The organism is Paenibacillus graminis, from assembly GCF_000758705.1.
Classification (GTDB): Bacteria; Bacillota; Bacilli; order Paenibacillales; family Paenibacillaceae; genus Paenibacillus_AQ; species Paenibacillus_AQ graminis.
In genome coordinates, this window is sequence record NZ_CP009287.1 from 6,986,398 (window position 1) to 7,011,822 (window position 25,425).

Here is a 25,425-nt window from a genome sequence, read left to right on the forward strand (position 1 = left end):
CTTTATATTTCATTTGAGAAAGGCTTTGCAGGAACATTAGAGTTTGATGAGAACACTTAAGCTGGTGATGCAGCCGCAGGGGATTTATAATAACAGAAACATTGAAATTCTGTTCATAGAGAGTAAAGAGAGGGACGGATTACATGCTCATCCTCCAAATCACGTGGTTGCTCGCACTTGCCGTTCTCCTGTCTGTGATGTGGATCGTCGTAGACACCTGGAGAAACGGGATCTCCCCGATGCCCGCCTCGAAGGCTGTACGGCTGGCCGTTGCCGGGGAGGTGAACCGGATTCCCGGCTATGGCACGATTGTCGAAGCGGGGTCCGGCTGGGGCACATTGGGGCTGGACATCGTCCGGCATTGTCCGGGCAAAAGACTGACCGGCATTGAGAATTCATGCCTCCCTTTGTGGGGCTCGCAGCTGCTGGCGCTGATTGCTGCGCGGCTTCCACATTCAGGGAACAGCCAGGAACCGCTTCAAGGCCGGCTCCGCTTCATCCGGGGCGATCTCTACCGCTGCTCCTATGCCGATGCCGATATGGTCCTTTGCTATTTGTTCCCCGGTGCCATGGAACGGCTGGCGGTTAAGTTCAGACAGGAGCTTCCCCCCGGGGCGGTGGTAATCAGTGTTTTTTTCGCCCTGCCGGATATGCAGCCAGTCCGCACAGTCACCTGCAGAGATACGCTGCGGACCAAACTGTATGTGTATTCTTTTTAAAAATAAAACAAACGCCATGATTTTGTTCTTATCCCATCTTTATTCCATCACGGCATAGGAGGATTCCCATGATCGACAAGTCCATTACCGAAGGCGTCATCCGCACCCGCACCAAACTGCGCAAGGATCTGCTAATCTCCATCTTTGATGAATTCGACGGCAGCATTATGGGGCTCAGCCCGGAGAAACGGGCGGAGAAATATCTGAAAATGTCGCAGAACGCTTTTTCCTTTTACCGGGGCAGCGCGTACTTATTCTATTTCGATACAACCCGCCAGTACTTCCCCTACCACACCGCAGAGGACCGGCCTACCTGGATTCAGGGGGATTTGCACTTCGAGAACTTCGGCGCGATCCGAAGCAGTGACGGGGAGATCGTCTATGACGTCAATGATTTTGATGAGGGGTATGTGGGCTCTTATCTCTACGATCTTCTGCGCATGGCGGGCAGTATCGCCCTGGTAGGCAGACAGCTCGGGTACGGTGAAGCTGAACAGCTAAGCTGTATTGAGCGCTTCGTACAGGCCTATGCCAGACAGATCCGCCGGTTCGCGCAGGGCAAGGACAACCCGGCCACTTATGTGATGGATGAGGGAATGGCCAAAGGCCCGGTGAAAAAGCTCCTCCGCAAGCTGGAGAAACGCAGACAGGCACATTTTCTGGAGAAGGTTACGGCTCAAATGCAGACTGGCCGGGTGTTTCTGGAGAATTCCGAGCTGGCTGTCCCGGGGCATGCCGAACAGACCCTCCTGGAGAGCGCCTGGGCATTCTATATGCAGACCATCACTTCCCGCAGCCATGACGAGAATCACTACCGGATGAAGGACATTGCCGTCAAACATGGTTCGGGGACCGCCTCCATTGGGCTGGACCGCTATTACATCCTCATTGAGGGTGGGCAGGAGCAAGAGGATACCGACGATACTGTTCTTGAGGTAAAAGAGGTCCGGGTACCGGTGCCGGCCTATTTCATGCCCTATTCCGAATCCTTCTGGCAGTATTTTGCACATCAGGGAAAGCGGGTAACAGCGACACAGCAGGCCATGCACCACAAGGCCGATCCATATCTGGGCTTTCTTACGCTGGAGGGAAGACACTTTTATGTAAGAGAACGTTCGCCCTATAAAAAAAGACTGAAGCTGAAAGACATCACCAGTCCAGAGGATATGAACCGGGTGCTTGAGGCGATGGGCTGCCTAACCGCCAAAATGCATGCCAGGGCCGATATAGATGTAGACCAGGGAGTTCTTCCTTATCATAGCGAGGAGGAAATCGCCAAGGCCATGGGGCAGGACCCGGATGCTTTTGCCCGTTACCTCTCCAGGTGGGCTTACGGGTATGCCAATCAGGTGGAGAAGGATTTTAGTGTGTTCACGGAATGGGTAAGCAGAAATGACAGTACCGTCCTTGCATAAGGACGGTACTGTTTCAGCGGGGACAAGACAGCTATTAGTTGACCAAAGCCCGGCCAGCGGAGAATAGTCAGTCCAGCTCAGCGCGGGAGAAAAGGTCCCGGATCAGGGCTTCATCTTCGCAGGCTTTTTTGAACCCGGCAGCGAAATGAAGAATAGCTTCCCTGTTGCCGGAGTATGCGCAGAACATATCGGCTTCCGGATCAAAATGGACAGCCTCTGCCAGCTCCGGCATTTGCTCCTCCAGGAAAACTGCCGCCAGGGAAGCCCAGTCGTACCCGTTGCCTTCAAAACCTTCGTCTGCCCGGGTGTCGAACAGCTCCGCCAAGTAGGTGCCCGCATTCAGAAGGACGGACATGCCGCCATTATCCTGCTCCACCAGGATGAACGGGGCTACACTTCCGGATGCGGGCACGGCTGCATTCCTCAGCTTGTGCAGCAGTTCCTCTCTGGCCTCATCCGTGAAGGCAAGCGCGCCACCGCGTTCAACAATCTTTCCCTGCCGCACCTGTTCATCCAGCCAATCGGAAATGAACGCTGGCGCATAGCCGCCGGTTCCGAATTCACCGCCGAATGCAATCATTTTGGAGTAGACCTCCAGGTATTCGGCACGGTTCGTAGCCGGGTAAGCTTTGGTGTATAGCCAGAACTGCAAATCATACATCAAGGTAGACCGCTCATCGGCATGAAGAGAAAAATGCCCTTTTTCTTCAACAATGGCTGTACAGATCGTACGGATGATCCCCTCGATGTTCTCTATCTCCGTGACATTTGCGCACAGCTCCGCAAGCAGAGGAGAAAAAGCGCCCTGAGCCACTTTTCGCAGATCATCCTCCTTGTCCTCCTCGGACGTATCAAAGACCTCTTCGTTCACAAGTCCCCGCACAAAGCTCTCGAAATCTTTGGCCAGAAAGGTAATCTCATAATCCGCTTCCTGGTCCACGTGGATCACTGCCGGTTCCCCGTCCCTGCCACAAGCCCGGTAATCCAGCATGATCACATCATGACCTGCAGACGGGCAGTCTCCGAACACTACGCCAATATCGGGATAACCCCACTCTTCAATCATGAAGCGGCTGCCTAATTCTCCACACAGGGAATAGGTCTTTTCCCGTCCAATGCCCATAATTCCCGTAATGGCCACATGGTCTTCTGCCCAAGAGGTCGCTTCCTCCGTAGGGAAACAGGTGTCACGGGGAACGCCCCCGTTATGCTGCTTCATCATCTCAATATAAAAAGCCGGCAGCTTATACCCCAGCTCCTGCTCCACAGAGGCAATCAGCTCGTCCGTAGGCGGCTCGGACACATACGAGCTCAGCGCGTAGCCGCTATCCTCCCAGAAGTCTGCGAACTCCCGGGGATTAAAGCGCCCGCCGCCGGAATGTCCTCTACCGCTGGACTGTACAGCCGCAAAACGGCGCTGTTCCCGCGCCTCCCGCCCAGCCGCCCGCCGGCTCCAGTCGAGCAGCTGAAGAACTGCCTCATCTCCAGGCTCCAGCTCATCCGCAAGCTCAAATTCGCGGACTGCCTGATCGTATTGCTTCAGATAGTAATAGGCATACCCCACCCGGTAGTGCCAGATGGGGTCCTTCTCTCCTTGCTCCGCAATGCTCAGCAGCTGCTCCAGCGCTTCGCTGTAGCGGTCCAGATTGTTCAGTGCCCTGCCAAGCTGGCCAATGAGCACATAATCTCTGTCCGGTTCGGGAATGTCCATAATGACTTCTACGATTTTGGCAAATTCATCTTCTTCATGCCACCGCGCCAACTGATCCAGCAAATTTTCTTCCACTATGTATTATCCTCCTTAAGCATTTATACTTTATTCCCCCCTAAGGGGAGGAGTTAAACATTTCCATTCGGGCAGGTCCGCTCATTGCTTTGTAAAAGCGCCTGCTTCCTGAACTCTCTTCGTACAAGCCGGCTTCGGAAGCATACCTTTTGTTTACTATTCGAGCAGGTTTACGTTTGCTCCTTCCAGCGGAGGAATAAGATATTTATGCTCAATGGGCGATGACATCACAATAAGAATCGTATAGTTCCCGTATTTATCGCATTCATTGCCGAACTGCTCCAAGGCTTGTGTGGAATCGGTCATTACTTTTAACAGGTAGTTGTGCTCTCCACTGATCCGGTAACATTCAACGACCTCCGGAGACGAGCGGCAGAAATCCATGAAGGCGGTACATTCCCTGGAGTGGAACAGCATATAGGCGGCCGCATGTTTTCCAATCTTTTCGGGCGAGATTATAGTACGATACCCGCTGATCACCCCGTTTTCCTCCATACGTCTAACCCTTTCCGTCACTGCCGGTTGTGATAGGCCTACACATTTCCCGAGTTCCGTCATAGATATTCTCGCTTGGCTCTGAAGATGAAATAGAATCTGCTTATCTGTATGGTCCATCCCATTCAACTCCTTTAATTTTAAGGAACTCTCTACAAACCACCTTGTTTTTAACCGCCAAACAGCTGTTATAGCTTTGTTGCCTTATGTAAGCCGGTTAACTAATTTTATATAATATACTTACAATAGTAAAGCGATTGCTGCTTTAACTATAATGAAAGGATGATCCCTGTTGAGTATACTGTATTCAAACATGATTAACCCAGACCGCCTCCCGGAACGCATTGATAAAGTAATTGAGCAGACGCTTGCCGACAAGCGCCTGGCGGGCGCTGTCATCAAGGTGGCAGTAGACGGGAAGCTCATATATAGCCGGGCTGCCGGCTTTGCCAATCGCGAACTGAACCAGTCCATGCGGGAGGATGCCTTATTCCGGCTCGCATCGGTTTCCAAACCCATTACCTCGACAGCTGCTCTGGTACTAGTGGCCCAAGGCCGCTTGCAGCTTGATGACCGGGTGGACCGCTGGCTGCCGGAGTTTCAGCCACGTCTGAAGAACGGCGGGCGCACGGCAATCACGATCCGCCACTTAATGACGCACACCGCTGGTCTGACCTACCGTTTCTTTCAGGAAGAGGGCGGCTCCTATGAGCAGGCCGGGGTATCCGATGGCATGGATCAGCCCGGCATCACGCTGGATGAGAACCTGCGGCGGATCGCCTCAGCCCCGCTGCTCTATACGCCGGGCACCCAGTGGAGATATTCTATCGCAACAGATGTGCTGGGGGCTGTGATCGCAAGGGTTGCCGGGACCACGCTCAGCGAAGCCATAGATGCACTCGTGACCGGGCCACTCGGCATGAAGGACACCGGCTTCCTTGCAGTGGACCCGCAGCGTCTGGCCACCGCTTACGCCGATGACGTTCCCGGTCTGCGGCCTTTGCACAATCCGGACAGCCTTGCTTTTATGGAGGGTACAGCAGGCTTCCGGCTTTCCCCTGGACGGGCGCTCGACCCTGCCGCCTATCCTTCCGGAGGAGCCGGTATGGTCGGCAGTACTGGAGATTTTCTGCAGCTGCTGGAAACCTTGCGCAAGGGAGGAGCGCCTCTGCTGCCGGAATCTCTGGTCCGCGAAATGACCACCAATCAGATTGGGGATCTGCACATGCCCTTCTGGCCAGGACGAGGTTTTGGCCTGGGGATGACGGTGCTGAAAGACCCTATTGCAGCAGACACTGCGGAATCGCCTGACACATGGCGCATGGGGGGCACCTATGGTCATTCGTGGTTCGTCGATCCCGAACAGCGGCTAAGCGTAGCAGCCTTCACCAACACCGCATTGGAGGGTATGTCGGGCCCGTTTACCATTGACCTTTGCAACGCCGTCTACGGCAGATTAAACAAATAAAAACTATATTAGAGAGGTGTACAAAATGAGCAGCACCACAGCTTCCGCCTCCCCGCCGGTCCCCAGCACTCCAGCTTTCGGGCGGCTCCCTTGGGGGAGCTTGCTCGCCCTTGCCATGACTGGCTTCATCTGTATTCTTACCGAAACAGTCCCCGCGGGTTTATTGCTCCAGATCACTCATGGGCTTGGAGTGACGGAGGCCATGGCGGGTCAACTTGTTACCTTATACGCGCTTGGCTCACTGTTAGCAGCTATTCCATTAACCTCTGCGACGCGCGGTTGGCGGCGGAAACCTCTGCTTCTGCTGTGTATCCTTGGTTTTCTCGTCTTCAACACCGTTACCGCATATTCTTCTAACTATACGCTGACGCTGGCAGCGCGCTTCTTCGCGGCGTATTTGCCGGTGTCCTATGGGGAATGTCCGCAGGTTATACCCGGCGCATGGTGCCGGAGCCGCTGAAGGGACGCGCAATGGCCGTTGCAATGGTAGGAACCCCTCTTGCTCTGGCGTTCGGCGTTCCTGCCGGAACCTTGTTCGGTGACCTTGCCGGCTGGCGCAATGTCTTCGGAATCTTGTCGCTGTTCGCGCTGCTGCTGGCCGTCTGGGTGGTTTGGAAGCTGCCGGACTATCCGGGGGAAGATGCAGTCAAGCGGCTCCCTCTGCACAAGGTCTTCACTACCCCGGGGGTTCGCCCGGTGCTGTTTGTCGTGCTGGCCTGGGTACTGGCACATAATATCCTTTATACCTATATTGCACCTTATCTCACCCAGACGGGACTTGCTGGGCGCGTGGACTTGGTGCTGCTTATTTTCGGGATTACAGCGCTGCTTGGCATCTGGCTGATCGGTGTATGGATCGACCGCCATCTGCGGCCGCTGGTTCTGGTCAGCCTGGCTGCGTTTGCCTTGGCATCCGTCCTGCTTGGCCTAGTCAGCAACCAGCCAGGCGTGATCTATCTGGTGGCTGCAGTGTGGGGGCTAACATTCGGGGGAGCTGCGACTCTGCTGCAGACAGCAATTGCTATAGCTGGCCGTGAGAGTGCGGATGTAGCGCAGTCGATGCTGGTGACGGCGTGGAATCTGGCGATCGGCGGCGGCGGTGTGATCGGTGGTATTCTTCTCGAAACAACGGGAGTCCGCTCCTTCCCTTGGGCGTTATTTATTCTGCTGAGTCTTGCATTTCTAATCGTTTGGCGAAGAGAAGCACACGGATTTCCCGCGAAAAGGCTGTAGGATTTCCACCTCTTCCAAACCAGCCAGCCCCCATCTCGGATAGGGGCTGGCTGGTTTCATGCGCAGGAAACACTGAGCTGATCCAGCAAAAGTAAAAAGGCTCTAAACTGCTGCCCGGCCTCGGGCAGTATAGTTTAAAACCTCGTTCTCCTAATTCATTAAGGATAAACCGCCGCTATTCCTCTTGCTCTTCCGCGTCAGAGTCCTTATCTGCCGGGGCTTCAGCAGCCTCCTTGCGGCTCCATTCCAGAAACTGAATGGTATCTTCATCTTCGGGGTCCAGCTTGTGCGCAATCTCAAATTCCCGGATCGCATCCTGCAGCTCATCCAGATAATAATGGGCGTATCCCACACGGAAATGCCACAGCGGGTCCTTTTTACCCTTGTCCGCTGTCTTCATGAACCACTTCAGTGCCGACTTGTACCGTCCGAGATTGTTCAGCGCTCTCCCCAAATGGGTGGCCAGCTCATCATCAATCAATATCGTCGGCGTTTCTTTGATCCGGTCTACGATTTCCTGATATTTATCCTCCTCATGCCATTTATTTAATTGTGCGATAAGTTCTTCTCTCATTGCTTATGCCTCCCGGTTGGATTCCTGCAAAATTCTCTGCTTAAGAAATACTTTACCATTATTGGACGGGTGTCTGCCACAGAACGCTTAGGTAGGGATGGTGATTAGGAAGGTTGTCCCTTTCCCTTTTTCACTTTCCACTTCTATAATCCCTTTGACCTTATTGATAGCACTGTATGCCATCAGCATACCGAGACCTGTCCCTTCTTCTTTGGTGGAATAATACGGCTTGCCGAGGCGTGAGATTTCTTCCTTGGTCATACCGATACCAGTGTCCTGAATACTGATCACAATGTTTTGCTTTTTCTCTGAAATATCAATCGTGAGGGTGCCCCCGTCCTTTTCCTTCATCGCTTCAATCCCGTTTTTGTAGAGATTAATCAGGCATTGCTGGATCTGGTTTTTGTCATAGCTTTTGTGCAGGGTGTTGTTGAAATTGAATTGAACATCCACTTTATGAATGGTTGCGTAAGGCATGATGATGTTTTTGGTATACTCGGCTTCCGCTTTCATATTCGAACACACCATATTATCGGATTGCGGCTTGGCAAAAGAGAGGTAATCGCTGACGATCTTCTCCGCACGGTTCAGTTCCAGCAAGGATAATTCGACGTAGCCCTTTTCCTCCGGTGTAATCGTATTCGATTTATTCAGCAGCTGCAGGAAACCGCTGGTTACCGTAAGCGGATTCCGGATTTCATGCGATACGCTGGCGGCCAGCTCACTGACCACATTGAGGCGTTCAGACTGCAGAATCCGGTCACGGTTTTTAATATTGGTAATAATCTGCTCGATGAGAATCATAATAATGCTCATAACGGCACCATGCGTCAACAAGGCATAGACAGTGAGTCTCCAGAATTGCTGATCCAATTTGTCCGTCATCAGTCCCAGAATAATCAGGTACATACCCATGGTGAACGCAGCGATGACCACTGCCCACAGAATGCGGCGTTTGGAAGACAGCTTGATGAAGCGTTTGCTGAGGTATGGCACCAGCAGCAGTACCGCCGTTGAGAACAGGAAGGAGGGAAAGGTCCCCGCTCCCCCCAGATAGAACCGGTAAATGTTCATGATCGCGTATAATGGAAGCGCACTCCAATATCCGCCAAACAGTGCCACGAGAATAAACGGAATATACCGGAGGTCATAAATAAATCCCATTTCCAGCTTAATCGGCTTGGCAATACATAAAACCATCGTTACCGCGGACATGAAGACCAGAAGCTTGTTGTTGTACGGGTATGCTCTATTCTCAAAGAAAATCACCACGATTAAGACCGGAAACAACAAAAACAGGAAATTTAAAAGTAGGGTTTCAAACAATGGCTAACTTCCTCTCAGTTTGTCTTACCAGTATGTTATTTCTAATTATAAGGAAAGTTTAGACAACCCCCTATAACTATTTTATCGAAATTTTCTGCTATGTACTTCGATTATATACAGAAAAAACCAAAAGTTGGACAATTTTTTTAAAGCTGTTTATCTTTCGGGCTTTGGACCCCCTGGATTTTATTTGGTACGCATATGCACACTTAATGGCCTGCATAACACCGCTAACCTAAATGGCAGGACATTTGCCACTATTTTTTCGTACTTCTATTATAAAAGCAGTTTAATTGCTCACTATATGGTTTAATTACGATAAATGTCCTATGAAAAAAGGCCTACATAATTTAACTTTTATAATATCTACATAATGAAAGAGGTACACCGATGTTATACTTAGAACTCCTGAATATGGACTGGCTGCAGCTGGCTCTGGCCCTGTTGGCAAACTTGGCGGCCTGCACTCTCATTGTTTTCGGAACGGTTCCCTTCCGCACTCATGCCCAAGGCCTGCAGAGGCCCTTCACCCGGATGAAAATGATACTGCTGGGAACCGCCACCTTCAGCGCTTCCCATATTCTGATTCCTTTATCTATTAATCTGCCCCCGGCTCCGAAATATTACATACTGCATCTCCTGTTCACCATGGCCGGCTGCTGGGCTGCCACTTACTTCGGCACCTGGTATTCCAGCATGCCCCGAAGCTATACAGGCCGCTACTTCAGCATCAGCCTGGCCATTGCCGGCACCATTTTGGTGTTCGATTACCTGAATATCATCTTTCTGTTCCGTAATTATGTGGTCTGGAAGCCCGCCCTCATCCTCATGACGGCGGCTTCCGCGCTCAGCCTGTGTCTGGCCATCCTTCGTGTCCTGGTAATCTCGAACCGCAACCGTGAGTATCACCTTCATTCCAAGGCTACGGTTCCCGGCGTTGTCCTCTGTGCAGCAGGGCTGCTGTTAATTCCGCTGCTCTGCGCCTTCTCGGTACTTCCGTTCGGGAGCCCGGCTCCGGGAAGCTATCTGCACCTGATTCCCTACATTCTATCGCTGTTTATTAGCAGTGGCTTGTATATCATTCCGGATGCCTACAGAGACACCCGGCAGGAGCGCCAGAACCGCAGAATCATAGAGACAGAACAGCACTATATGTCGCTGTTTGAATACAACCCGGACAGTGTGCTGGCATTCGATGCCCAGGGGATCGTCACCGGGCTGAACCGCCAGGCCGAACAACTCGCCCGGCAGTTCGGCCTGGAGCTGGTCGGAAGGCATTTCTCGGATCTTTTTGAGGGGGAATACCATGCACTGGCCCAGCGCCATTACCGGCATGTTCTCCGCGGCAAGTCCAGCACCATCGAGCTGGAGCTGAGAAATCCCGCTGGCGATATGCTGACCTTCTGGCTCACCTCGCTGCCGATTGTGGTTGAAGCTGTGCCGGTAGGCATATACAGTATCATCAAAGACATTACCAAGAATAAAAAGGACCAGGAAACCATTCGCCATCTAGCTTATCATGATGAACTGACCGGGGTTGCGAACCGCCGCTCCTTCCACAATCTGCTGCTGGAACATACGGAGCATAACGGCATTCCCGCTTATCCTTTCACCCTGTTCTTCATTGACCTGGACCGCTTCAAGCGGATTAATGATCTATTTGGCCATGCCTTCGGCGACAAGGTCATCCAGCAGGCGGCCGGCAAGCTGAAGCGCTGTCTCCCCTCCTCCTGCAGCATCGCACGGATGGGCGGGGATGAATTCACAGTGCTGGTACCCCATTTGCGCTCACGGGCAGAGACGGAATCCCTCGCCGCCAGCATCGTGGAAGAATTTTCACATCCCTTTGAGGTAGGCAACCATTCGGTCAAACTGTCTGTTTCGGTAGGAATTGCCCGCTTTCCGGAGGATGGACTGGATGCCGACTCTCTGGTGAAGCACGCCGATACCGCGATGTACAGCGCCAAGGAGAACGGCAGTTCCCAGTACCAGTTCTATGATGCGGAACGCGATCAGACCAGTCTGGAGCGGATTATTCTGGAGAATGATCTGGAGCAGTCGCTGGACAATGACCAGATCAGGCTGTTCTACCAGCCCAAAATCGATATCCGCAGCGGTGAAATCGTTGGTCTTGAAGCGCTGGTGCGCTGGCAGCATCCGGTTCTGGGCATGATTCCTCCCCTGGAGTTCATTCCGCTGGCGGAGAAATCGGGATTCATTATTCCACTGGAGCAGTGGGTGCTCCGAACGGCTTGTACCCAGGTAAAAACCTGGGAACGGGAGGGCCGCCAGGTCGTTCCCGTGGCCGTGAATGTCTCGCAGATCCATCTGATGAAACCGGACATTTTCCAATCGATTATGAGTACAATCCATGAACTGGATTTCGATACCCAGCTGCTGGAGCTGGAGATCACAGAGAGTGCGATGATGCACAACGAAGAACATGTAATCAGCATCCTGAATGATCTCCGGAGAGCCGGAATTTCCGTATCCATGGATGACTTTGGGACAGGCTACAGCTCACTTAGCTATTTGCAGAGTCTTCCTATCGGCTGCCTGAAGATTGACCGGTCCTTTGTCCGCAAAATCACTACAGACACCGACAGCCGGGCTATTGCCGAGATGATTATCTCAATGGCCAAGCAGCTTGGGCTGACCATCGTCGCTGAAGGCGTGGAGACGGAAGAACAGGTTGCGCTGCTCAAGGAAATTCAGTGCTACAATGCTCAAGGCTTCTACTACAGCAAGCCGGTAAGCGCGGACGAGATCACCGGCATATATTTGTAGTGTGACTCTCATGATTTCCGGGTAAAAGACGTACAGGAACAGTATAGGGTCGACAGCGAGGTTACGGAGTACGGCGCATTCTATTTGCCCGCAGAGCTGGTCGCCCAAACCGCTGTACAGGTTCCCGGTCTTAGACAGCCTGAGCGCGTGGAGGAACGAAACGATTTCGAGAAGTGGACAAGCCTCCAGGATACGGACGTAGAAGCTCTCGATGAACAGTCGCTGCGGCGCGGCAGCAGTGCGGGTTGGTATTTTTTATTTTCTAACCATCACGCTCCCCGTCATTAAGCAGTTAATACATTAAAGAGCAAACCCAGATCATCAATGACCTGGGTTTCTTTGCGAAAAGGAAAATAAACTCAACCGGATTCAGATAATATTGCATGTATACATTGTCGTTCAATCTAAAGTAATTATTTACTAATTTACATATGTTCTCTTATATAACACTGGTATTGCCGCTGCTATGAAGATCATACCCATAAAAGCGGGTGCGGCATGACCAAGTGAAACATAGATTTGACCTCCAATGATAGGCCCGATCATTCTTGCTAAGGCCTGAATAGATTGGCTGCCTCCTTGAATCCTTCCTTGTTCACTGGAATCGGCAGACTTGGAGAGCATCCCGTTGAATGAAGGCCCAAAGATTGAATCACCAAAACCAAAAATAAACATTCCAGCGATAAAAAGAGGATAGAAGGAGAACAAAGCAGATAAGGCAATAAGACTGTAGCCTATAATCTCCGCAGCCATTCCAAGAACCGCTATTTGTTTATCACCAAGTTTTTTCAAAAGCTTTGGCATGATGAAACCTTGTGAGATGATGTCTTGGAAGCCCATAATTGAAAACATCAGTCCGATTAGTGCAGGCTTCCAACTGAAAGTATCCATTGTAAATTGTGAAAAAACGGCCTGTAAGGATCCGTTAGGTATCCAAAGTAGGAACGCTGAGACAAGCAGCCTTTGTAAGTTTTTCATAGAAAGTAAGTTTGCAAGCTGTGTAAATGGATTCAGTCTTACAAAGGCAATCTCCTTCAGTCTATGATTCTTGTCAAGGCTCTCACGCATAAAAAAGAATCCATAAACAACATTCAATAAAGTGATTATTGCTCCAAAATACATAGGTACAGCATAACCAAACTTCGCAAGTAATCCGCCCAGGGTGGGGCCAATGACGGTGCCTACACCTACAACCGCACTCACCCAGCCAAAGTATTTGGTTCTCTGTCCGGGAGGGATGACGTCTGCAAAATAGGCGAAGATGGTACTTATACTCCCGCCTGTTATACCTTCGATTATGCGCCCGGCAAATAGTACCCATAAAGCTCCTCCTATGCCAAAAACCAAGTACCCGCTTGCGGAACCCAAAAGGCATATCAAGAGCAATGGACGACGGCCATATTTGTCGCTCAAAGCTCCAAGTACGGGGGCCGCAAAAAACACGCAGAGTGCATAAACAGAGGTCAGCAGCGTAACAACTATAGCTTGTTCACCCGGACTGCTTGTATAAGGCTTCACTAAGAACGGGACGACAGGTGCTATGATACTGAAGCCTATTCCGCAAAGAAACACAGAGATAAGACCGAATATTAAAGCGTGTTTATCTATGGTCTGTTCTGTGCTCTCTTCATTGTGTGATCTAAATTTGAACATTTGAATCCTCCCCTACATAAGCCATCATTTTGTTTTCCTTGGAAACAAAATTATCGTATTATAACTTTGTTTCCTTGTCAACAAAATAACGGCAATAAAAAGGCAGCCTGCGCTCAATCGAGGCGGGCTGCCTGTGGTTTTAAAAGCAAAGTTTAATGATCCTTGGCGTAATTCAAACCTAAGTGATAGGCTTGGTTCAACAGCATTTCGTAATGACCGGGATGTGAATCCAGGGTCTCATATAAGAATTCAACCTTGGAATTGGAAACACCGCAATAATCTGCAATTCCCACATTCAGCAGATGAGTAATCATTTCATCATAGTTACGCTTTTTCATCTCATCCTTCGAAACGCCGGCCAAAGCAACCCACAAGACATGCTGATGATGAAGGTGATTCGAGCCGTACGCAAACCCATTGTTCCATACACGGTCAATATACCCCTTTAACATAGCCGGCAAATGCAACCACCAAAGCGGAAAAATAAATGCCAAAGCATCATGCTCCTTCATCCGTCTTATTTCCATTTCCACTTCAGGGGAAAAGGATTGCTCCGCAACTGACAAATCAGGTTCATCTGCTCCTTGTAAAACAGGATCAAAACCAATCCTGTGCAAATCCAATATCTCGTAGTCGTGGCCGGCATCGGCAAGACCTTGTACGAAACGGCCGGCCACCCCAAAGGTCAAGGAATCTTGTCTCGGGTGTGAAACAACGCTTAATACTTTCATGCTTGTATCTTCACTACCTTTCTTGAGCAGCTAATTTCTAGCCATAATCAATGGCTGATGCTATTATAAACAGTAGGAAATTGATCTGGAAGTACGCACTTTTAAGTTCTATAGGGTGATACAGGTGCCATAGGAACATGGAAGTACCCTAGGTACATTCCCCGGAAGCTGACCTGAGTAACGGATAACAATGGTGGGTTGTTCTAAGCAAACTTAGCCTTTTAATGGAGGATTAAGAGATGACTGAACAGACGAAACATCACGTTCAAAAGAAGTATCAAGTTGGAGTGGAAGCGGCTTTAGAAGTAATGGGAGGCAAATGGAAGCCTTTAATTATCTACCATTTGATGACAGGACGGAAACGAACGTCTGAGCTTCGCCGGTTAATACCCGGCATTACCCAAAAAATGCTGACCACTCAGCTCAGAGGCCTGGAAAAGGATGGGATCGTTGCGCGAAAAGTTTATAATGAGATCCCTCCTAAAGTGGAGTATGAGTTAACGCACTACGGCTGGGGATTAAAACCTGCGCTGGACCATCTATGCTATTGGGGAGAGGATCACCTGGAAAAGATTCATGGAGACAAATCCAAGGTTTTGGAAGAATTCCGGGGCTGAGCATATTTACTTTCAGTTCTGGACCTGCTTTAGTTTGTTTAATCCGACTTAATATCGATACCCTGTTTCTTTATTTCTTCATCCAAATGCCTGCTATACTTTTCCATGAAGTTAAGCATACTGTCTAATTGCTCCTCGGTTACATGCTCAAATACGGCTTTATCCCGCTCTTGAAACTCTTTGTGCAGTTCCTCATGGATTTTGTTAATAACTTCCCCTTGCTCAGTAAGCCTAAAATAGATTTCTTTCTTGTTATCCGGCTTCTGGTAGCTTTCGATCAAGCCTTTTTCTGTAAGCTTCTTAGTTATTTTACTTATGGCACCTCTAGTCATATACAAGGACTCCGCAAGTTTTGTCACGTTCGAGTCTACATTTCTTCCAATGGATTCGATGCAATGGACTTCAGAAGGCTTATAACCCTTAAGACTGACTTCCATCTTAGTCTTATTCAGCCAAGCCATCTTGTTAAATAAGTCCCTGAAATCCATTTTGACCTGTTCTTCTTTGTTCATGGCCTGTCCTCCCTCCCCGTTGGTGCATAACAATAATATAATAATTATCTGTAAAATGGAATTGACCTTGTTCCTGTGTATAACTTGGGTATGACCGAAAAAAACGGCTATGCCGTCCTTTTTTGGACAACTTAGCCGTTTGGTATCTCCGTCCGATTCGCAACCGTACCCACGCTAACCCGGGAATTCGTTTGAATGAAGTTTGCATTGTCCGACTATGCCCGGAACCCTTTCAAAAACTCAACGGCTAACCGGATGTCCGCCTCCGGGTTGCTGCCGACTTCGCGTTCAATTGTCAGGTACCCTTTGTAGCCGATATCGTTCAGCGCCTGAAGATAACCGTTCCAATCGACACTTCCTGCCCCTAGCGGCACCTCGCGGAACGCCAGGCCGTTCTCTGCCATTTCCGCGATCTTATCATGGTCCAGTGCGGGTGCTTCATAGCCGTATTGGCCGTATACATTACGCGGATCAATCTCTGCCAGCTTGATGCCATCCTTGGCATGGGTATGCACAATGTAGTCTTTCAGGGCATGAACGCCCTGTACCGGATCATCTCCGGTCACCATGACCATATTGGCCGGGTCAAAATTGACGGAAACCCCTTTTGAGCCCAGCCCATCCAGGAACATTTTTAAATGCGAGGCGGTTTCCGGGCCCGTCTCAATCGCGAAGTAAGCATTCATCTCATGCGCATACCGGCTGAGCTCTTCGCAGGCAACATGCATGGTTTCATAGATTTGGCTGTCCCGGTTCTGAGGAACAATACCAATATGGGTAGTCACAATATCCGTGCCCAGTTCTTTGGCCAGTTCCATAATGCGTTTAGACTTGTCGATTTTGGCCCGGTTCTGTGCAGGGTCCTGGAAGCCGTGGCCTCCCAGATCACCAACCAGGGCAGAGATTTCAAGCCCGAGTGAAGCAATATAATCCTTCCATTCGCGGCGGGCAGCCGGCGGGAGATTCGCCGGATCGAATTCACCCTGCACCGCATAAATCTGCACGCCATCTGCCCCTGCGTCTTTCGCCTTGCGCAAGCCCTCCTTCACTCCAACCTGAAAGCTGTCTACGATGACACCAATTTTATTTGTGATCACAGGTCTAGCCATAGCAGTAAACCTCCCTTGTACTGATTAGATTGCATTCCATGTGCGCTTGACATATTCCAGACCCAGCCTTGTTCCCTTGCGGCATTCTTCCATCCCTTCGAATTCAATGGAGATATAGCCGTCATACCCGCTTTCCTTCACCAGCTGGAGCACACGCGGCATATCTATGTCACCCTGGCCTACAATGGCACCCCTGAGCCAATTCCCGCCGGAGGACTGGAACCACCCTTCTCCCGGATGCCGGTCCTGCGGGCGGATATAGAAATCCTTGAGATGAACCATGGATGCCAGCTTGAGATTGCCGGCCACAGCGATTAGCGGGTTCTCATCGGCACACAGAAAGTTGCCAACGTCCAGTGTCGTGCGGAAATTGTCCCGGCCTACGGCATTTACCAGCGCCTGCACACGGTCGCTGTGCTGGATGAAATATCCATGATTCTCCACGCTGGTTGTAATGCCAAATCCGGATGCATAATCCGCAATTTCACGGCAAGCTTCGGCCAGCTGCGGCAGCTCCTTCAAAAAGTGGACGATGGACAGATCAGGTGATGAGGCCACATCATGCCGCATCCGCCGGATGCCAAGTGCCGCACATACATCCACTTCCCGCTTGACCCGCTCCAGTTCCCGCCGCCGCTCCGCTGCCTCCAGTCCGGCAAAATTCGCTCCGATCGCATAGTTGGACAATTCGAGGCCACGGTCTGCTGCTGTCTGGAGAATGATATCCACCAGCTCCGGATTGTCGATCAGACTGAAGCCCAGGGGCACAATCTCCGCATGTTCTGCTCCCAGATCGGCAATCGTCTCAATGACTTCCTTCAGTGTCAGCTCTCCGGCTGCAAACGCCGTGTGCAGACTGTAGGTGCTGATTCCCAGCTTCATAATTTCACCTCTTCACCTTTGGCTGCCGACTCGTAGATCCCGCTAAGAATCCTCATGATTTCAACCCCGTCCTGTACAGGACTTAGCGGCTGCGAGCCGGTCTGCACGCAATGGGTGAAATGATCTATCTCATACTGGAACGCACTGTTGAAATCAAATCCTTTATGATCGGTCTGCGGATAGATATTAACGATGGTATTCGCCCGCTCACTGACGATGACCGTCTCCGGATCGATCTCAAAGCCGCCTTTCTCACCGTAAAGGCTCACTGACCGCCCGTCTTCCTTGGCATGCAGCGTAAAGCTGACATCCACTATCAGCGAAGCGCCGTTCTCGAACCGGATCAACGCATTCGCCAGATCCTCCACCGTGTTGTTCGCCGCATCGTAGTCGGCAGCTTTATAGAAAGAAAGATTCTCTACATTTGCGCGGTTGCCCAGCTTCCGGTAAGTGTTGGCGCTTACGGAAACCGGCTTAGGGCGGCCCATCAAATACCAGCATAAATCGATCACGTGGACCCCGATGTCGATCAGCGGCCCACCGCCGGAGCGTGCGATATCAGAGAACCAGCCGCCGGGATTGCCCAGGCGCCGCAAGGTTGTCGCCTTCGCATAGTAAATTTCGCCGAACTCCCCTGCCCCCACCAGCTTCTGAAGCAGCTGGACGTTGGCATCGTAGCGGCGCACAAAGCCCACTTGCAAAATCTTGCCGCTCTCTTCTACTGCCTGCTGGACCTGAACGGCTTCCTCCAGCGTGCGGCAGAGCGGCTTCTCCACCAGCACATGCTTGCCGGCCTTCAGCGCCGCAATGCTAATCTCGGCGTGGGAATTATTCCAGGTACAGATGCTGACCGCATCGACGCTGGAATCAGCCAGCAGCCCGCGGTAATCGGTATACACTTTCTCAGCGCCATACTCGGCAGCTGCCGCCCTTGCGCGCTCTTCATTCAGGTCGCACACCGCATATACAACCGTCTGCGGATTGTTCCGGTAGGCATTCAGATGCATGCCTGAAATGGAGCCCGTTCCTATTACGCCAATCCTGATCATATCCATAACCTTCTTTCCTTTATTTGCATCACTTCTGATTCGTATTATAATGATTTCAATCATGAACACCATGCAGAGCCTTGCGGTTTTATTTGTACAATTGTGCTGTGGGAAGGGGATATCCAGAAATGCTGAATTACGATAAACATCTTCGCGAGCCTATGGACATGCCGGACCCCGGGTTTCCGATCAAAGTACATACCCAGCGCTTCGACAGGGCGGGAGTGGTGCTGTTCCCCCATCACTGGCATGAGCATCTGGAATTTTTGTTCATTGAGAGCGGCGAGGCTGTGTTCGAATGCGGACGGACACCGTTCCCTGTCCGGGCCGGCGATCTGATCGCGGTGAACAGCAACGAGCTGCATTACGGCATCAGCGCCTCGGATGATCTGCTCTATTACGCCATTATTGCAGACACCTCACTGCTGCACAGCGCCGCAAGTGATTCTGCCGAGACCAAGTTCATCGCACCGATCCAGCAGAACCGGCTTCTGCTCAGCAACCATATCTCCGGGGACCAGCAAATTTCAGACAGTGCTCTAACCATTATCCGCGAGCTTGAACGCCGTGAATTCGGCTATGAGCTGGCAGTCAAGGCTGAGCTGTACCGGCTGCTTGCACTGCTGCTGCGCAGACATGGCGTAACCGAGTTGTCGCAGGCCGAACAGACCCGGCGCATTCAGACCATTGAACGCTTCGCACCTGTGCTGCGCCATATTGACACCCATTACCAGGAGCCTATTTTCGTAGAAGGCCTGGCCGCTCTGGCAGGGCTCAGCCGTTTCCATTTCAGCCGGCTCTTCAAGGAACTGACGGGACACACCGTCTCCGAATACGTCAACGCTGTCCGGCTTGACCGGGCCGACTACATGCTGCGCCATACTCAGCTTACCGTTTCTGAAATCGCCGCAGCCACCGGATTCAACGACATCTACTATTTCAGCCGCACCTTCAAAAAGCATAAGCAAAGAACCCCCTCCAGTGTGAGGGGGTTCTAGGGTGCGCCAACAGCTGTCCATCATTCCTATCTCCAGTTGCCGGCCGCTCTCCTGGTACGTTATCTTTTTTATTATAGCAAAGGCAAGGAGATAGGACTTATGCGTCGAATACCTAAACTTCGAAGCAGAACTGCTTACGCTTTTACGACATCACTGCCAGCAGAGGAGAAGATCAATATGGCCTATACCATCAATAATCTGAAAGATAACAGCAATGTTGTGATCAAGGAGCAGCTTGGCGGATTTTCGGTTATCGAATACAAAGAAGATTTGAGCAGTACCACCTTGGCGGAAGCACAGTCCAACTTCTTCATGAGCAAAAGCAATATGCGCAACAAGCAGCTCATGATTGAGCTGAATAACAGCGAGGTTACGCTGAGCGCCGGGGCGATGCAGTATATGGTCGGCAATATTGAAATGACCTCAGGGGTAAAAGGGGTCGGCGGCCTGATGAGAAATATCGTATCCAGTGCCGCAACCGGGACCAGTGCCATTAAACCTCTCTACAAAGGCACCGGTACGATTCTGCTGGAAACCACCTATAAATATCTGTGGCTGATTGATGTCGACAACGACCATATCGTCATTGATGACGGCCTGTTCCTGGCCTGTGAATCTTCGCTCCAGCTCGCCGTCACCGCACGCAAGAGCCTTTCCTCGGCCGCACTGGGCGGAGAAGGGCTGTTCAATCTGAGCGCAAAAGGCAAAGGAATCCTCGCCCTGGAAGCACCGATTCCTTCCGAGGAAGCCGTCGTTATTGAGCTGCAGAATGATGTGCTGAAGGTCGATGGCAATTTTGCGTTAATGTGGTCGAATACACTGGACTTCACCGTCGAGAAATCGGGCAAAACCCGGCTCGGCTCTGCCGCTTCCGGCGAGGGTCTGGTCAATGTGTACCGGGGAACAGGCACGGTCTGGCTGGCTCCGCTCACCTCATACAGAAACAGTCTGTTCCAGGCGAATACCCCCTAAATAATTGCTCGTAATAACACTTTGTTTATCGAATCAGCACTTCCTTTGTCACCCGTGCAGGGAGCCGCTTATGAACAACGAATTGTTCATAGCAAGTGGAAACGGCCTCACCATCCTTCCAAGGACGGCGGCCGTTTCAAGACTACCTGAACTGGAGGAATCGAAATGGAAATGCTGAAAACGAAGGATGCTGCAGAGCTGCTGTCTGTTAGCCAGACAACCATCAAACGCTGGGCTGCCATGTTCCCTGATTACTTCCCAAAAGACCGGTTTGGACACTATATATTCTCAGAGCAGGAGATTAGCCTGCTAAAATCGATTAAAGACCGCATCAATCACGGGGAAGCGTTAGAGTATATGAATCTGGGTTCCGTTGCAGGCATTCAGCCGCCTGTCTCACAACAGGAGGCCCCGCTCGGCCACACACAGGACTGGCCTATAGGCGACATGCTGTCCCGGATCGATTATATCGAACGCTCACTGGATCACAAAGCTGACGAGGTAGTCTCGGTACAGCTGCTCCAGCAGCGCGCGGAGCTTGAGGACCTGCGTCAAATGATCAAGCAGATAGCCGTATCCCTGGAAACGATTCAGAAGCCCGGAGGTCCATCCCCCTCCCCGTATGAAGAACTGCACCCCGTTGCCGCTAAGAAGCTCAAGACTCCGCCACGGAAGCGCGGGCTGCTGCGGAATATTTTCTCCTTCCTGTAGAACGGATTATGCTTATTCAAGCAGAAACGGCTTCACCGTCCTTTAAAAGGACGGTATCGATTCATGAGGAAATAGCAGGGCTAGCCGACCGGCCGGTTTGTTGTAGTCCGTGCAAGGTTTTCGAGGGTTAACGCTTTAGGGGAACCCTTTATGTATCCTTCAGCAATCCCAAGTGGAAAAAGGATAACTAATTTGCCCGATCCTCCTGTTCTCCGCAGGTTAAGTGGAGAAAGGGTAACTAATTCAGCACATTTCGCCCCTAACCAGGTAATATGGCCCAATTAAGTTCCCTTTTTCCACTTTAATCTCACAATTGTTTATTTCTGAGAGAAATAAGCTCCCTTTTTCCAACTAGCACTGTTCCCTGCTTCTTGGCCAGCGTTAGTAGGAGAAAGGCCATCGAATCCGACTGATTTCTACCCGTTTATGGGTGAGTTTGCTGCCTCCCTACTTATCCCCAGCTTTATACACACCTTATCCACAACTCAAAAAAAAAAAAAAAAACCGTCCCCTATCAAAGGGTAACGGCTTCATCTAGATCATTCCGGCAACGGTGCTTGCCCCTCAGCCCTCCCTCAAGACTGCATCCCGTCTTCGATCCGCTTCATGAATTCTTCAGCGGCACTGTAGCCAAGCTGCTTGAGGTACCAGTTGTTAGCCGCTGCCTCAATCAATCCGGCTACATCGCGCCCCGGCTGAAGCTGGACCTCAATATGCGGAATTTGGACACCGAGATATTCCGTGAACTGGGGCACCAGCTCCAGCTCGTTGTTCAGCGAATTTTCCCGCCAGGGACAGAGCTCAATATCAAGCACGATGCGCGTCTCGTCCTGAAAGGCCTTGCGCCCGTATTGGCGCACAACATTGATCAGGCCAATGCTGCGCAGGGCGAGGAATTCACGTGTAGTCTCATTATGTGTCCCGAGCAGCGTCGACGGGCCCAGCTTCTTGAGCACCACAATATCATCTGCCACGAACCGGTGGCCTCTGCGGATAAGAGTGTGTGCAGTCTCGCTTTTACCAATCCCGGATTTGCCCCTAAGCAGGATACCTATGCCCGATACGTTCACGCATACCCCATGGATCGAGAGCTCGGGCGCCAGCGCCTTCACCAGATAGCTGTCCAGCTTGGCAATGAACTCTGTTGTGGTGTCCCCAGTCCGCAGTAACGGAATTCCCTCCTGATTGCAAAACAGCGTCAAATAGGGGATCTCCTGCTGGCCCGACGTCACGATAAAACAAGGCGGATGATATTTGACGATGTTCCCGATATGCAGCTTGCGTTCTTCTACGCTTAGCGTTAATAAATAGTTGATTTCCTTGCGGCCGAGCACCTGTACCCGCTCCATGGGAAAAAAATCAAAATAGCCGACAAACTCAAGCCCCGGTCTATGCGTCCTTGGACGGGTAATTTCGCGGTCCATACGGCTGGCACCCGCCAGCACTTCCAAATGGAACTTCTCCGTAAGACCTTGAACAGTGACAGATTTCATATTGTTCTCCTCCTGCGGCTGGGACATATTCGGAATACGCCTGTATTCCGATTATTTGCTTCCGGTTTATATTCAACGATCCATGGGAACATTCCTGCAAAAGAGTGAGCCGGAATACCTGGTTTACCACAGCAAGGTGGTAATTCCTGACCATTGATTTTGGCAACAATCATTGTCACAATAAGATTACATCCAGATATTACGAAGTTGTTACTTTTTTGAGGCAGGCAAAGACCTGATAAGAGTCATGATCGGCCGTTCTGGAAATGAAGGGACGATGCTTGGCTCCAAAGGTCTTTTTTTATGTTTTGAGGAGGCGCTGCAATGCCCCATGACAATATCCCCACAGCACAAGATGGACTAACCACAAAGGAAACCCGCAGCCCGGCCAGGGAATTGGCTGAACGTCTGATTAGCTTGTCCGGAGGGGCCGGCAATGTGCTGGAAGCCATCCATTGCACAACCCGGCTTCGCCTTAGGCTGCGGGAAAGCTCCCGGGTGGATGAAGCCGGAGTGTCCGGCATACCGGAGGTTCAGGGCGTATTCCTCCGGGCCGGACAGCTGCAAATTATACTGGGATCGGGCAATGTCTTCAAGGTACACCGTCAAGTTGTCCGCATCCTTCAGGAAGGGGAGGGCAAGCAGCAGCCGGAGGGTACCAGTGAGCTGTCCCAAAAGAACCGTCCAGAGCATCAGGGCGTGTTAAAACACATAGCTGATGCGGTCAGCTTCTTTTCCGACATCGTCGTACCCATGATTCCGCTCTTTGTCGGGGTCGGGCTGCTGCTCGGCTTGCTCAGCATGATGGAGGTTTTCGGCTGGGCCCCGCGGGATAGTGTTTCGTTTCGGACCTTATCACTGTTAACCGGGTCGGCATTTCAGATGCTGGCGGTAATGTTCGGTTATCATACGGCCAAGAGATTTGGAGGCACACCGCCGCTCGGTGCCGTAATCGGCATCATCATGACCCATCCCGATCTTCTGCGTGTCACCGGGTCCGGAGGAGCCCAGGAGAGCTCCGCAGATGTATTGATCGCGCCGCAGTTCGGATATCAGGGTGCGGTCATTCCCACAATTCTTGCGGTATTGGTGATGACGCTGATCGAGAAAGGGCTGCGCCGGATTCTTCCCTCATCAACTTCGGTGATGCTGATTCCCTTTCTAAGCCTGGTCTCCGGAGGCGCCATTGCCATTCTGGCCATCGGACCGCTTACCTCTGAGCTTAGCGCTTCTCTTGGCAGCATGCTGGAGCTTGTGTTCAGATCTGGCGGCACGGTGTTTGGCCTGCTGCTTGGCGGAATCTACAGTTCTCTTGTGGTGAGCGGCCTGCATCACGGGATCCAGGCCATAGAGATCGGACTGATCACCAATCCGGATATCAGCATCAATTTTTTGCTCCCCATCTGGTCTATGGCGAATATCGCACAGGGTGCGGCCGGACTGGCTGTGTATGCCAGAACCCGGGACCAGGCATTGCGGAAAATAGCGCTGCCCGCCTCTATCACCGCCTTTTTCGGCATCACCGAACCGGTTGCCTTTGGGGTCAACCTGAAGCTTGGCCGCCCTTTCCTGGGCGCTGCCGCAGGAGGGGCTGCTGGAGGCGCTTATGTTGCCTTTCATCAGGTGGCAGCCGATTCGTTCGGTCTGACCGGAATTCCGATGATCGCTTTTATTGTCCAGCTCGGGCAGATGAATGTTATCCATTATGTGACCGGATTTCTGCTGGCAGCCGCAACAGCCTTTGTGGTTACTTGGGTCCTTGGTGTAGATGAGCGCCAGGCTTTTGGAACAAAAAAGCATAGGAGAATAACATGAAAATCAAAAAAATTCTGAACAACAACGCGGTTGTAGTGAACGACCACGGAGAAGAAAAGATTGTCATGGGATCCGGGATTGCTTTTCAAAAAAGAAAAAACGATATTATCGATCCGTCCCTTGTTGAGAAAGTGTTCATTATGGACGACCCGGATCAATACGGGCATCTGCAGGAAATGCTGGGTACACTGCCCGAAGAGGAGATTGCAGCATCCGAACAAATTATTTCGTATGCAGAACATGAGCTGGAAGTGACGTTTAATAAGCATATTCATATTGCGCTGACAGATCATCTCTCCTTTGCTCTGGAGCGTATCCGCAAAGGAACGATGATTCAGAACACGCTGCTGGATGAAATCCGCATTTTATACCCGAGAGAGTTCCAGATTGGGCTGCATGCAAAGGACATTATTCGCGGAGCATTGCAGGTTGATATCCCCGTAGATGAGGTGGGATACATCGCGATGCATATCCATACTGCCTGGAAAAACGCCGGGGTCCGCGGAACAGCTGCCGAAATGGCGGCAATGATCAGGGATCTTGCTGAAGGCGTGGAACAGGCCACAGGCATTGTGCTGGAACGGGGTTCTGCCAACTATGAGCGTCTGGTGACCCAGCTGGAAAATATCCTGCGGACCGATGAAAACGGCAAGCTGCTGAGCGAGCTGAACCCGGAGATTGTACGGATTGCCAAGGAGCGATACACCCGGGCTTATGTGCAGGCCATTGAGATCAGCGGGCTGGTTGAGGAGGATTACGGCTATGTTCTCAGCGACAGTCAGCGGGTATATATTGCTATGGAGATCAACCGGATCAACACCCGGTCAACAAATGGTAATATATCCTAATTTAATATTATAGGCCCATAGACCCTAGATATTATGAAATATAACAAAATATGATCGTTTCTTCCTCGAGAAAAATAGGAGTATCAGTCTATAGCTATTATCCGTCTTAAAATTATAGAATTAACGCGACAACAAAATATGTCGGGATTGTTACTGTTAAGCAGGCAAGACCTAAAAATCCGTTTGGGAATCGATACGTTCGCGTGTCCCCAAGGGTATTTTTAGGTCTTTT

The 25,425-nt window shown here is 51.1% G+C and carries 22 protein-coding genes and 1 pseudogene; 12 read left to right on the forward strand and 11 right to left on the reverse strand.

Features of this window, described 5'->3' with window-relative positions:
* Positions 1-143: 143 nt before the first annotated feature.
* Both PGRAT_RS30265 and PGRAT_RS30270 read left to right on the forward strand, forming a co-directional pair.
* Positions 144-719, forward strand: a complete 576-nt coding sequence (locus tag PGRAT_RS30265; RefSeq protein WP_025708213.1) for a class I SAM-dependent methyltransferase — start codon at positions 144-146, stop codon at positions 717-719.
* A 68-nt stretch (positions 720-787) separates the two neighbouring features.
* Positions 788-2,134, forward strand: a complete 1,347-nt coding sequence (locus PGRAT_RS30270) for a DUF2252 domain-containing protein (protein WP_025708214.1) — start codon at positions 788-790, stop codon at positions 2,132-2,134.
* Positions 2,135-2,201: 67 nt separating this feature from the next.
* Here the strand turns inward: PGRAT_RS30270 and PGRAT_RS30275 are convergent, their stop codons facing one another.
* Entirely contained in the window at positions 2,202-3,920 is a 1,719-nt protein-coding gene (locus PGRAT_RS30275) for an Imm51 family immunity protein (protein ID WP_025708215.1), read from the reverse strand.
* A gap of 156 nt (positions 3,921-4,076) precedes the next feature.
* Complete coding sequence (locus PGRAT_RS30280; protein ID WP_025708216.1) at positions 4,077-4,535, reverse strand: Lrp/AsnC family transcriptional regulator; 459 nt, start codon at positions 4,533-4,535, stop codon at positions 4,077-4,079.
* 178 nt (positions 4,536-4,713) lie between these two features.
* On the opposite strand from PGRAT_RS30280, the gene PGRAT_RS30285 reads away from it, so the two are divergent.
* Together PGRAT_RS30285 and PGRAT_RS31355 are read left to right on the forward strand one after the other, a co-directional pair.
* Positions 4,714-5,883: a serine hydrolase domain-containing protein gene (locus PGRAT_RS30285; protein WP_425311857.1), complete on the forward strand. Its 1,170-nt coding sequence runs from the start codon at positions 4,714-4,716 to the stop codon at positions 5,881-5,883.
* Between the two features lie 25 nt (positions 5,884-5,908).
* A pseudogene (locus PGRAT_RS31355) lies at positions 5,909-7,116 on the forward strand (MFS transporter).
* Positions 7,117-7,291: 175 nt separating this feature from the next.
* On the opposite strand, the gene PGRAT_RS30295 reads toward PGRAT_RS31355, so the two are convergent.
* Both PGRAT_RS30295 and PGRAT_RS30300 read right to left on the reverse strand, forming a co-directional pair.
* Positions 7,292-7,690 (reverse strand): tetratricopeptide repeat protein, encoded by a 399-nt coding sequence (locus tag PGRAT_RS30295; RefSeq protein ID WP_025706115.1) that lies wholly within the window; start codon positions 7,688-7,690, stop codon positions 7,292-7,294.
* An 87-nt stretch (positions 7,691-7,777) separates the two neighbouring features.
* Positions 7,778-9,016, reverse strand: coding sequence for an ATP-binding protein (locus PGRAT_RS30300; protein ID WP_025706116.1), 1,239 nt, complete (start codon positions 9,014-9,016; stop codon positions 7,778-7,780).
* A gap of 390 nt (positions 9,017-9,406) precedes the next feature.
* Between PGRAT_RS30300 and PGRAT_RS30305 the strand changes: the two genes are divergently transcribed.
* Together PGRAT_RS30305 and PGRAT_RS33615 are read left to right on the forward strand one after the other, a co-directional pair.
* The gene (locus tag PGRAT_RS30305; RefSeq protein WP_025706117.1) at positions 9,407-11,803 is read left to right on the forward strand and encodes a putative bifunctional diguanylate cyclase/phosphodiesterase; all 2,397 of its coding nucleotides are present in this window, start codon (positions 9,407-9,409) and stop codon (positions 11,801-11,803) included.
* A gap of 84 nt (positions 11,804-11,887) precedes the next feature.
* Entirely contained in the window at positions 11,888-12,091 is a 204-nt protein-coding gene (locus tag PGRAT_RS33615) for a hypothetical protein (RefSeq protein ID WP_155990412.1), read from the forward strand.
* Positions 12,092-12,223: 132 nt separating this feature from the next.
* On the opposite strand, the gene PGRAT_RS30310 is transcribed toward PGRAT_RS33615, so the two are convergent.
* Both PGRAT_RS30310 and PGRAT_RS30315 read right to left on the reverse strand, forming a co-directional pair.
* Positions 12,224-13,456, reverse strand: coding sequence for an MFS transporter (locus PGRAT_RS30310; RefSeq protein WP_025706118.1), 1,233 nt, complete (start codon positions 13,454-13,456; stop codon positions 12,224-12,226).
* Positions 13,457-13,608: 152 nt separating this feature from the next.
* Positions 13,609-14,187, reverse strand: coding sequence for an NAD(P)H oxidoreductase (locus PGRAT_RS30315; protein ID WP_025706119.1), 579 nt, complete (start codon positions 14,185-14,187; stop codon positions 13,609-13,611).
* Positions 14,188-14,426: 239 nt separating this feature from the next.
* Here PGRAT_RS30315 and PGRAT_RS30320 point away from each other — a divergent pair, with 239 nt between their 5' ends.
* Positions 14,427-14,804, forward strand: coding sequence for a winged helix-turn-helix transcriptional regulator (locus PGRAT_RS30320; protein ID WP_025706120.1), 378 nt, complete (start codon positions 14,427-14,429; stop codon positions 14,802-14,804).
* 38 nt (positions 14,805-14,842) lie between these two features.
* Here the strand turns inward: PGRAT_RS30320 and PGRAT_RS30325 are convergent, their stop codons facing one another.
* From PGRAT_RS30325 to PGRAT_RS30340, 4 genes are all read right to left on the reverse strand, one after another.
* Positions 14,843-15,316, reverse strand: coding sequence for a MarR family transcriptional regulator (locus PGRAT_RS30325; protein ID WP_025706121.1), 474 nt, complete (start codon positions 15,314-15,316; stop codon positions 14,843-14,845).
* A 215-nt stretch (positions 15,317-15,531) separates the two neighbouring features.
* Positions 15,532-16,425 carry a sugar phosphate isomerase/epimerase family protein gene (locus PGRAT_RS30330; protein ID WP_025706122.1) on the reverse strand — a complete coding sequence of 298 codons (894 nt, stop codon included), beginning with the start codon at positions 16,423-16,425 and terminating at the stop codon, positions 15,532-15,534.
* 24 nt (positions 16,426-16,449) lie between these two features.
* Positions 16,450-17,307, reverse strand: a complete 858-nt coding sequence (locus PGRAT_RS30335; RefSeq protein ID WP_025706123.1) for a sugar phosphate isomerase/epimerase family protein — start codon at positions 17,305-17,307, stop codon at positions 16,450-16,452.
* Positions 17,304-18,362: a Gfo/Idh/MocA family protein gene (locus PGRAT_RS30340; RefSeq protein ID WP_025706124.1), complete on the reverse strand. Its 1,059-nt coding sequence runs from the start codon at positions 18,360-18,362 to the stop codon at positions 17,304-17,306. The genes PGRAT_RS30335 and PGRAT_RS30340 overlap by 4 nt, the downstream gene beginning before the upstream one ends.
* A gap of 122 nt (positions 18,363-18,484) precedes the next feature.
* On the opposite strand from PGRAT_RS30340, the gene PGRAT_RS30345 reads away from it, so the two are divergent.
* The 3 genes from PGRAT_RS30345 to PGRAT_RS30355 all read left to right on the forward strand — a co-directional run bounded on the left by PGRAT_RS30345 (position 18,485) and on the right by PGRAT_RS30355 (position 21,037).
* Entirely contained in the window at positions 18,485-19,354 is an 870-nt protein-coding gene (locus tag PGRAT_RS30345) for an AraC family transcriptional regulator (protein WP_036705302.1), read from the forward strand.
* A gap of 99 nt (positions 19,355-19,453) precedes the next feature.
* A complete protein-coding gene (locus PGRAT_RS30350) occupies positions 19,454-20,326 on the forward strand; it encodes an AIM24 family protein (protein WP_238326821.1) in 873 nt (290 codons plus the stop codon).
* Between the two features lie 165 nt (positions 20,327-20,491).
* Positions 20,492-21,037, forward strand: a complete 546-nt coding sequence (locus tag PGRAT_RS30355; protein ID WP_025706127.1) for a MerR family transcriptional regulator — start codon at positions 20,492-20,494, stop codon at positions 21,035-21,037.
* A 575-nt stretch (positions 21,038-21,612) separates the two neighbouring features.
* Here the strand turns inward: PGRAT_RS30355 and hprK are convergent.
* On the reverse strand, positions 21,613-22,530 hold the full coding sequence (hprK, locus tag PGRAT_RS30360; protein ID WP_020434352.1) for an HPr(Ser) kinase/phosphatase: 918 nt from the start codon (positions 22,528-22,530) through the stop codon (positions 21,613-21,615).
* A gap of 324 nt (positions 22,531-22,854) precedes the next feature.
* Between hprK and PGRAT_RS30365 the strand changes: the two genes are divergently transcribed.
* Together PGRAT_RS30365 and PGRAT_RS30370 are read left to right on the forward strand one after the other, a co-directional pair.
* Positions 22,855-24,345, forward strand: a complete 1,491-nt coding sequence (locus PGRAT_RS30365) for a PTS transporter subunit EIIC (RefSeq protein WP_025703853.1) — start codon at positions 22,855-22,857, stop codon at positions 24,343-24,345.
* Positions 24,342-25,193 carry a PRD domain-containing protein gene (locus tag PGRAT_RS30370; protein WP_025703854.1) on the forward strand — a complete coding sequence of 284 codons (852 nt, stop codon included), beginning with the start codon at positions 24,342-24,344 and terminating at the stop codon, positions 25,191-25,193. Before PGRAT_RS30365 ends, PGRAT_RS30370 begins: the two co-directional genes overlap by 4 nt.
* The last annotated feature ends 232 nt before the right edge of the window (positions 25,194-25,425 follow it).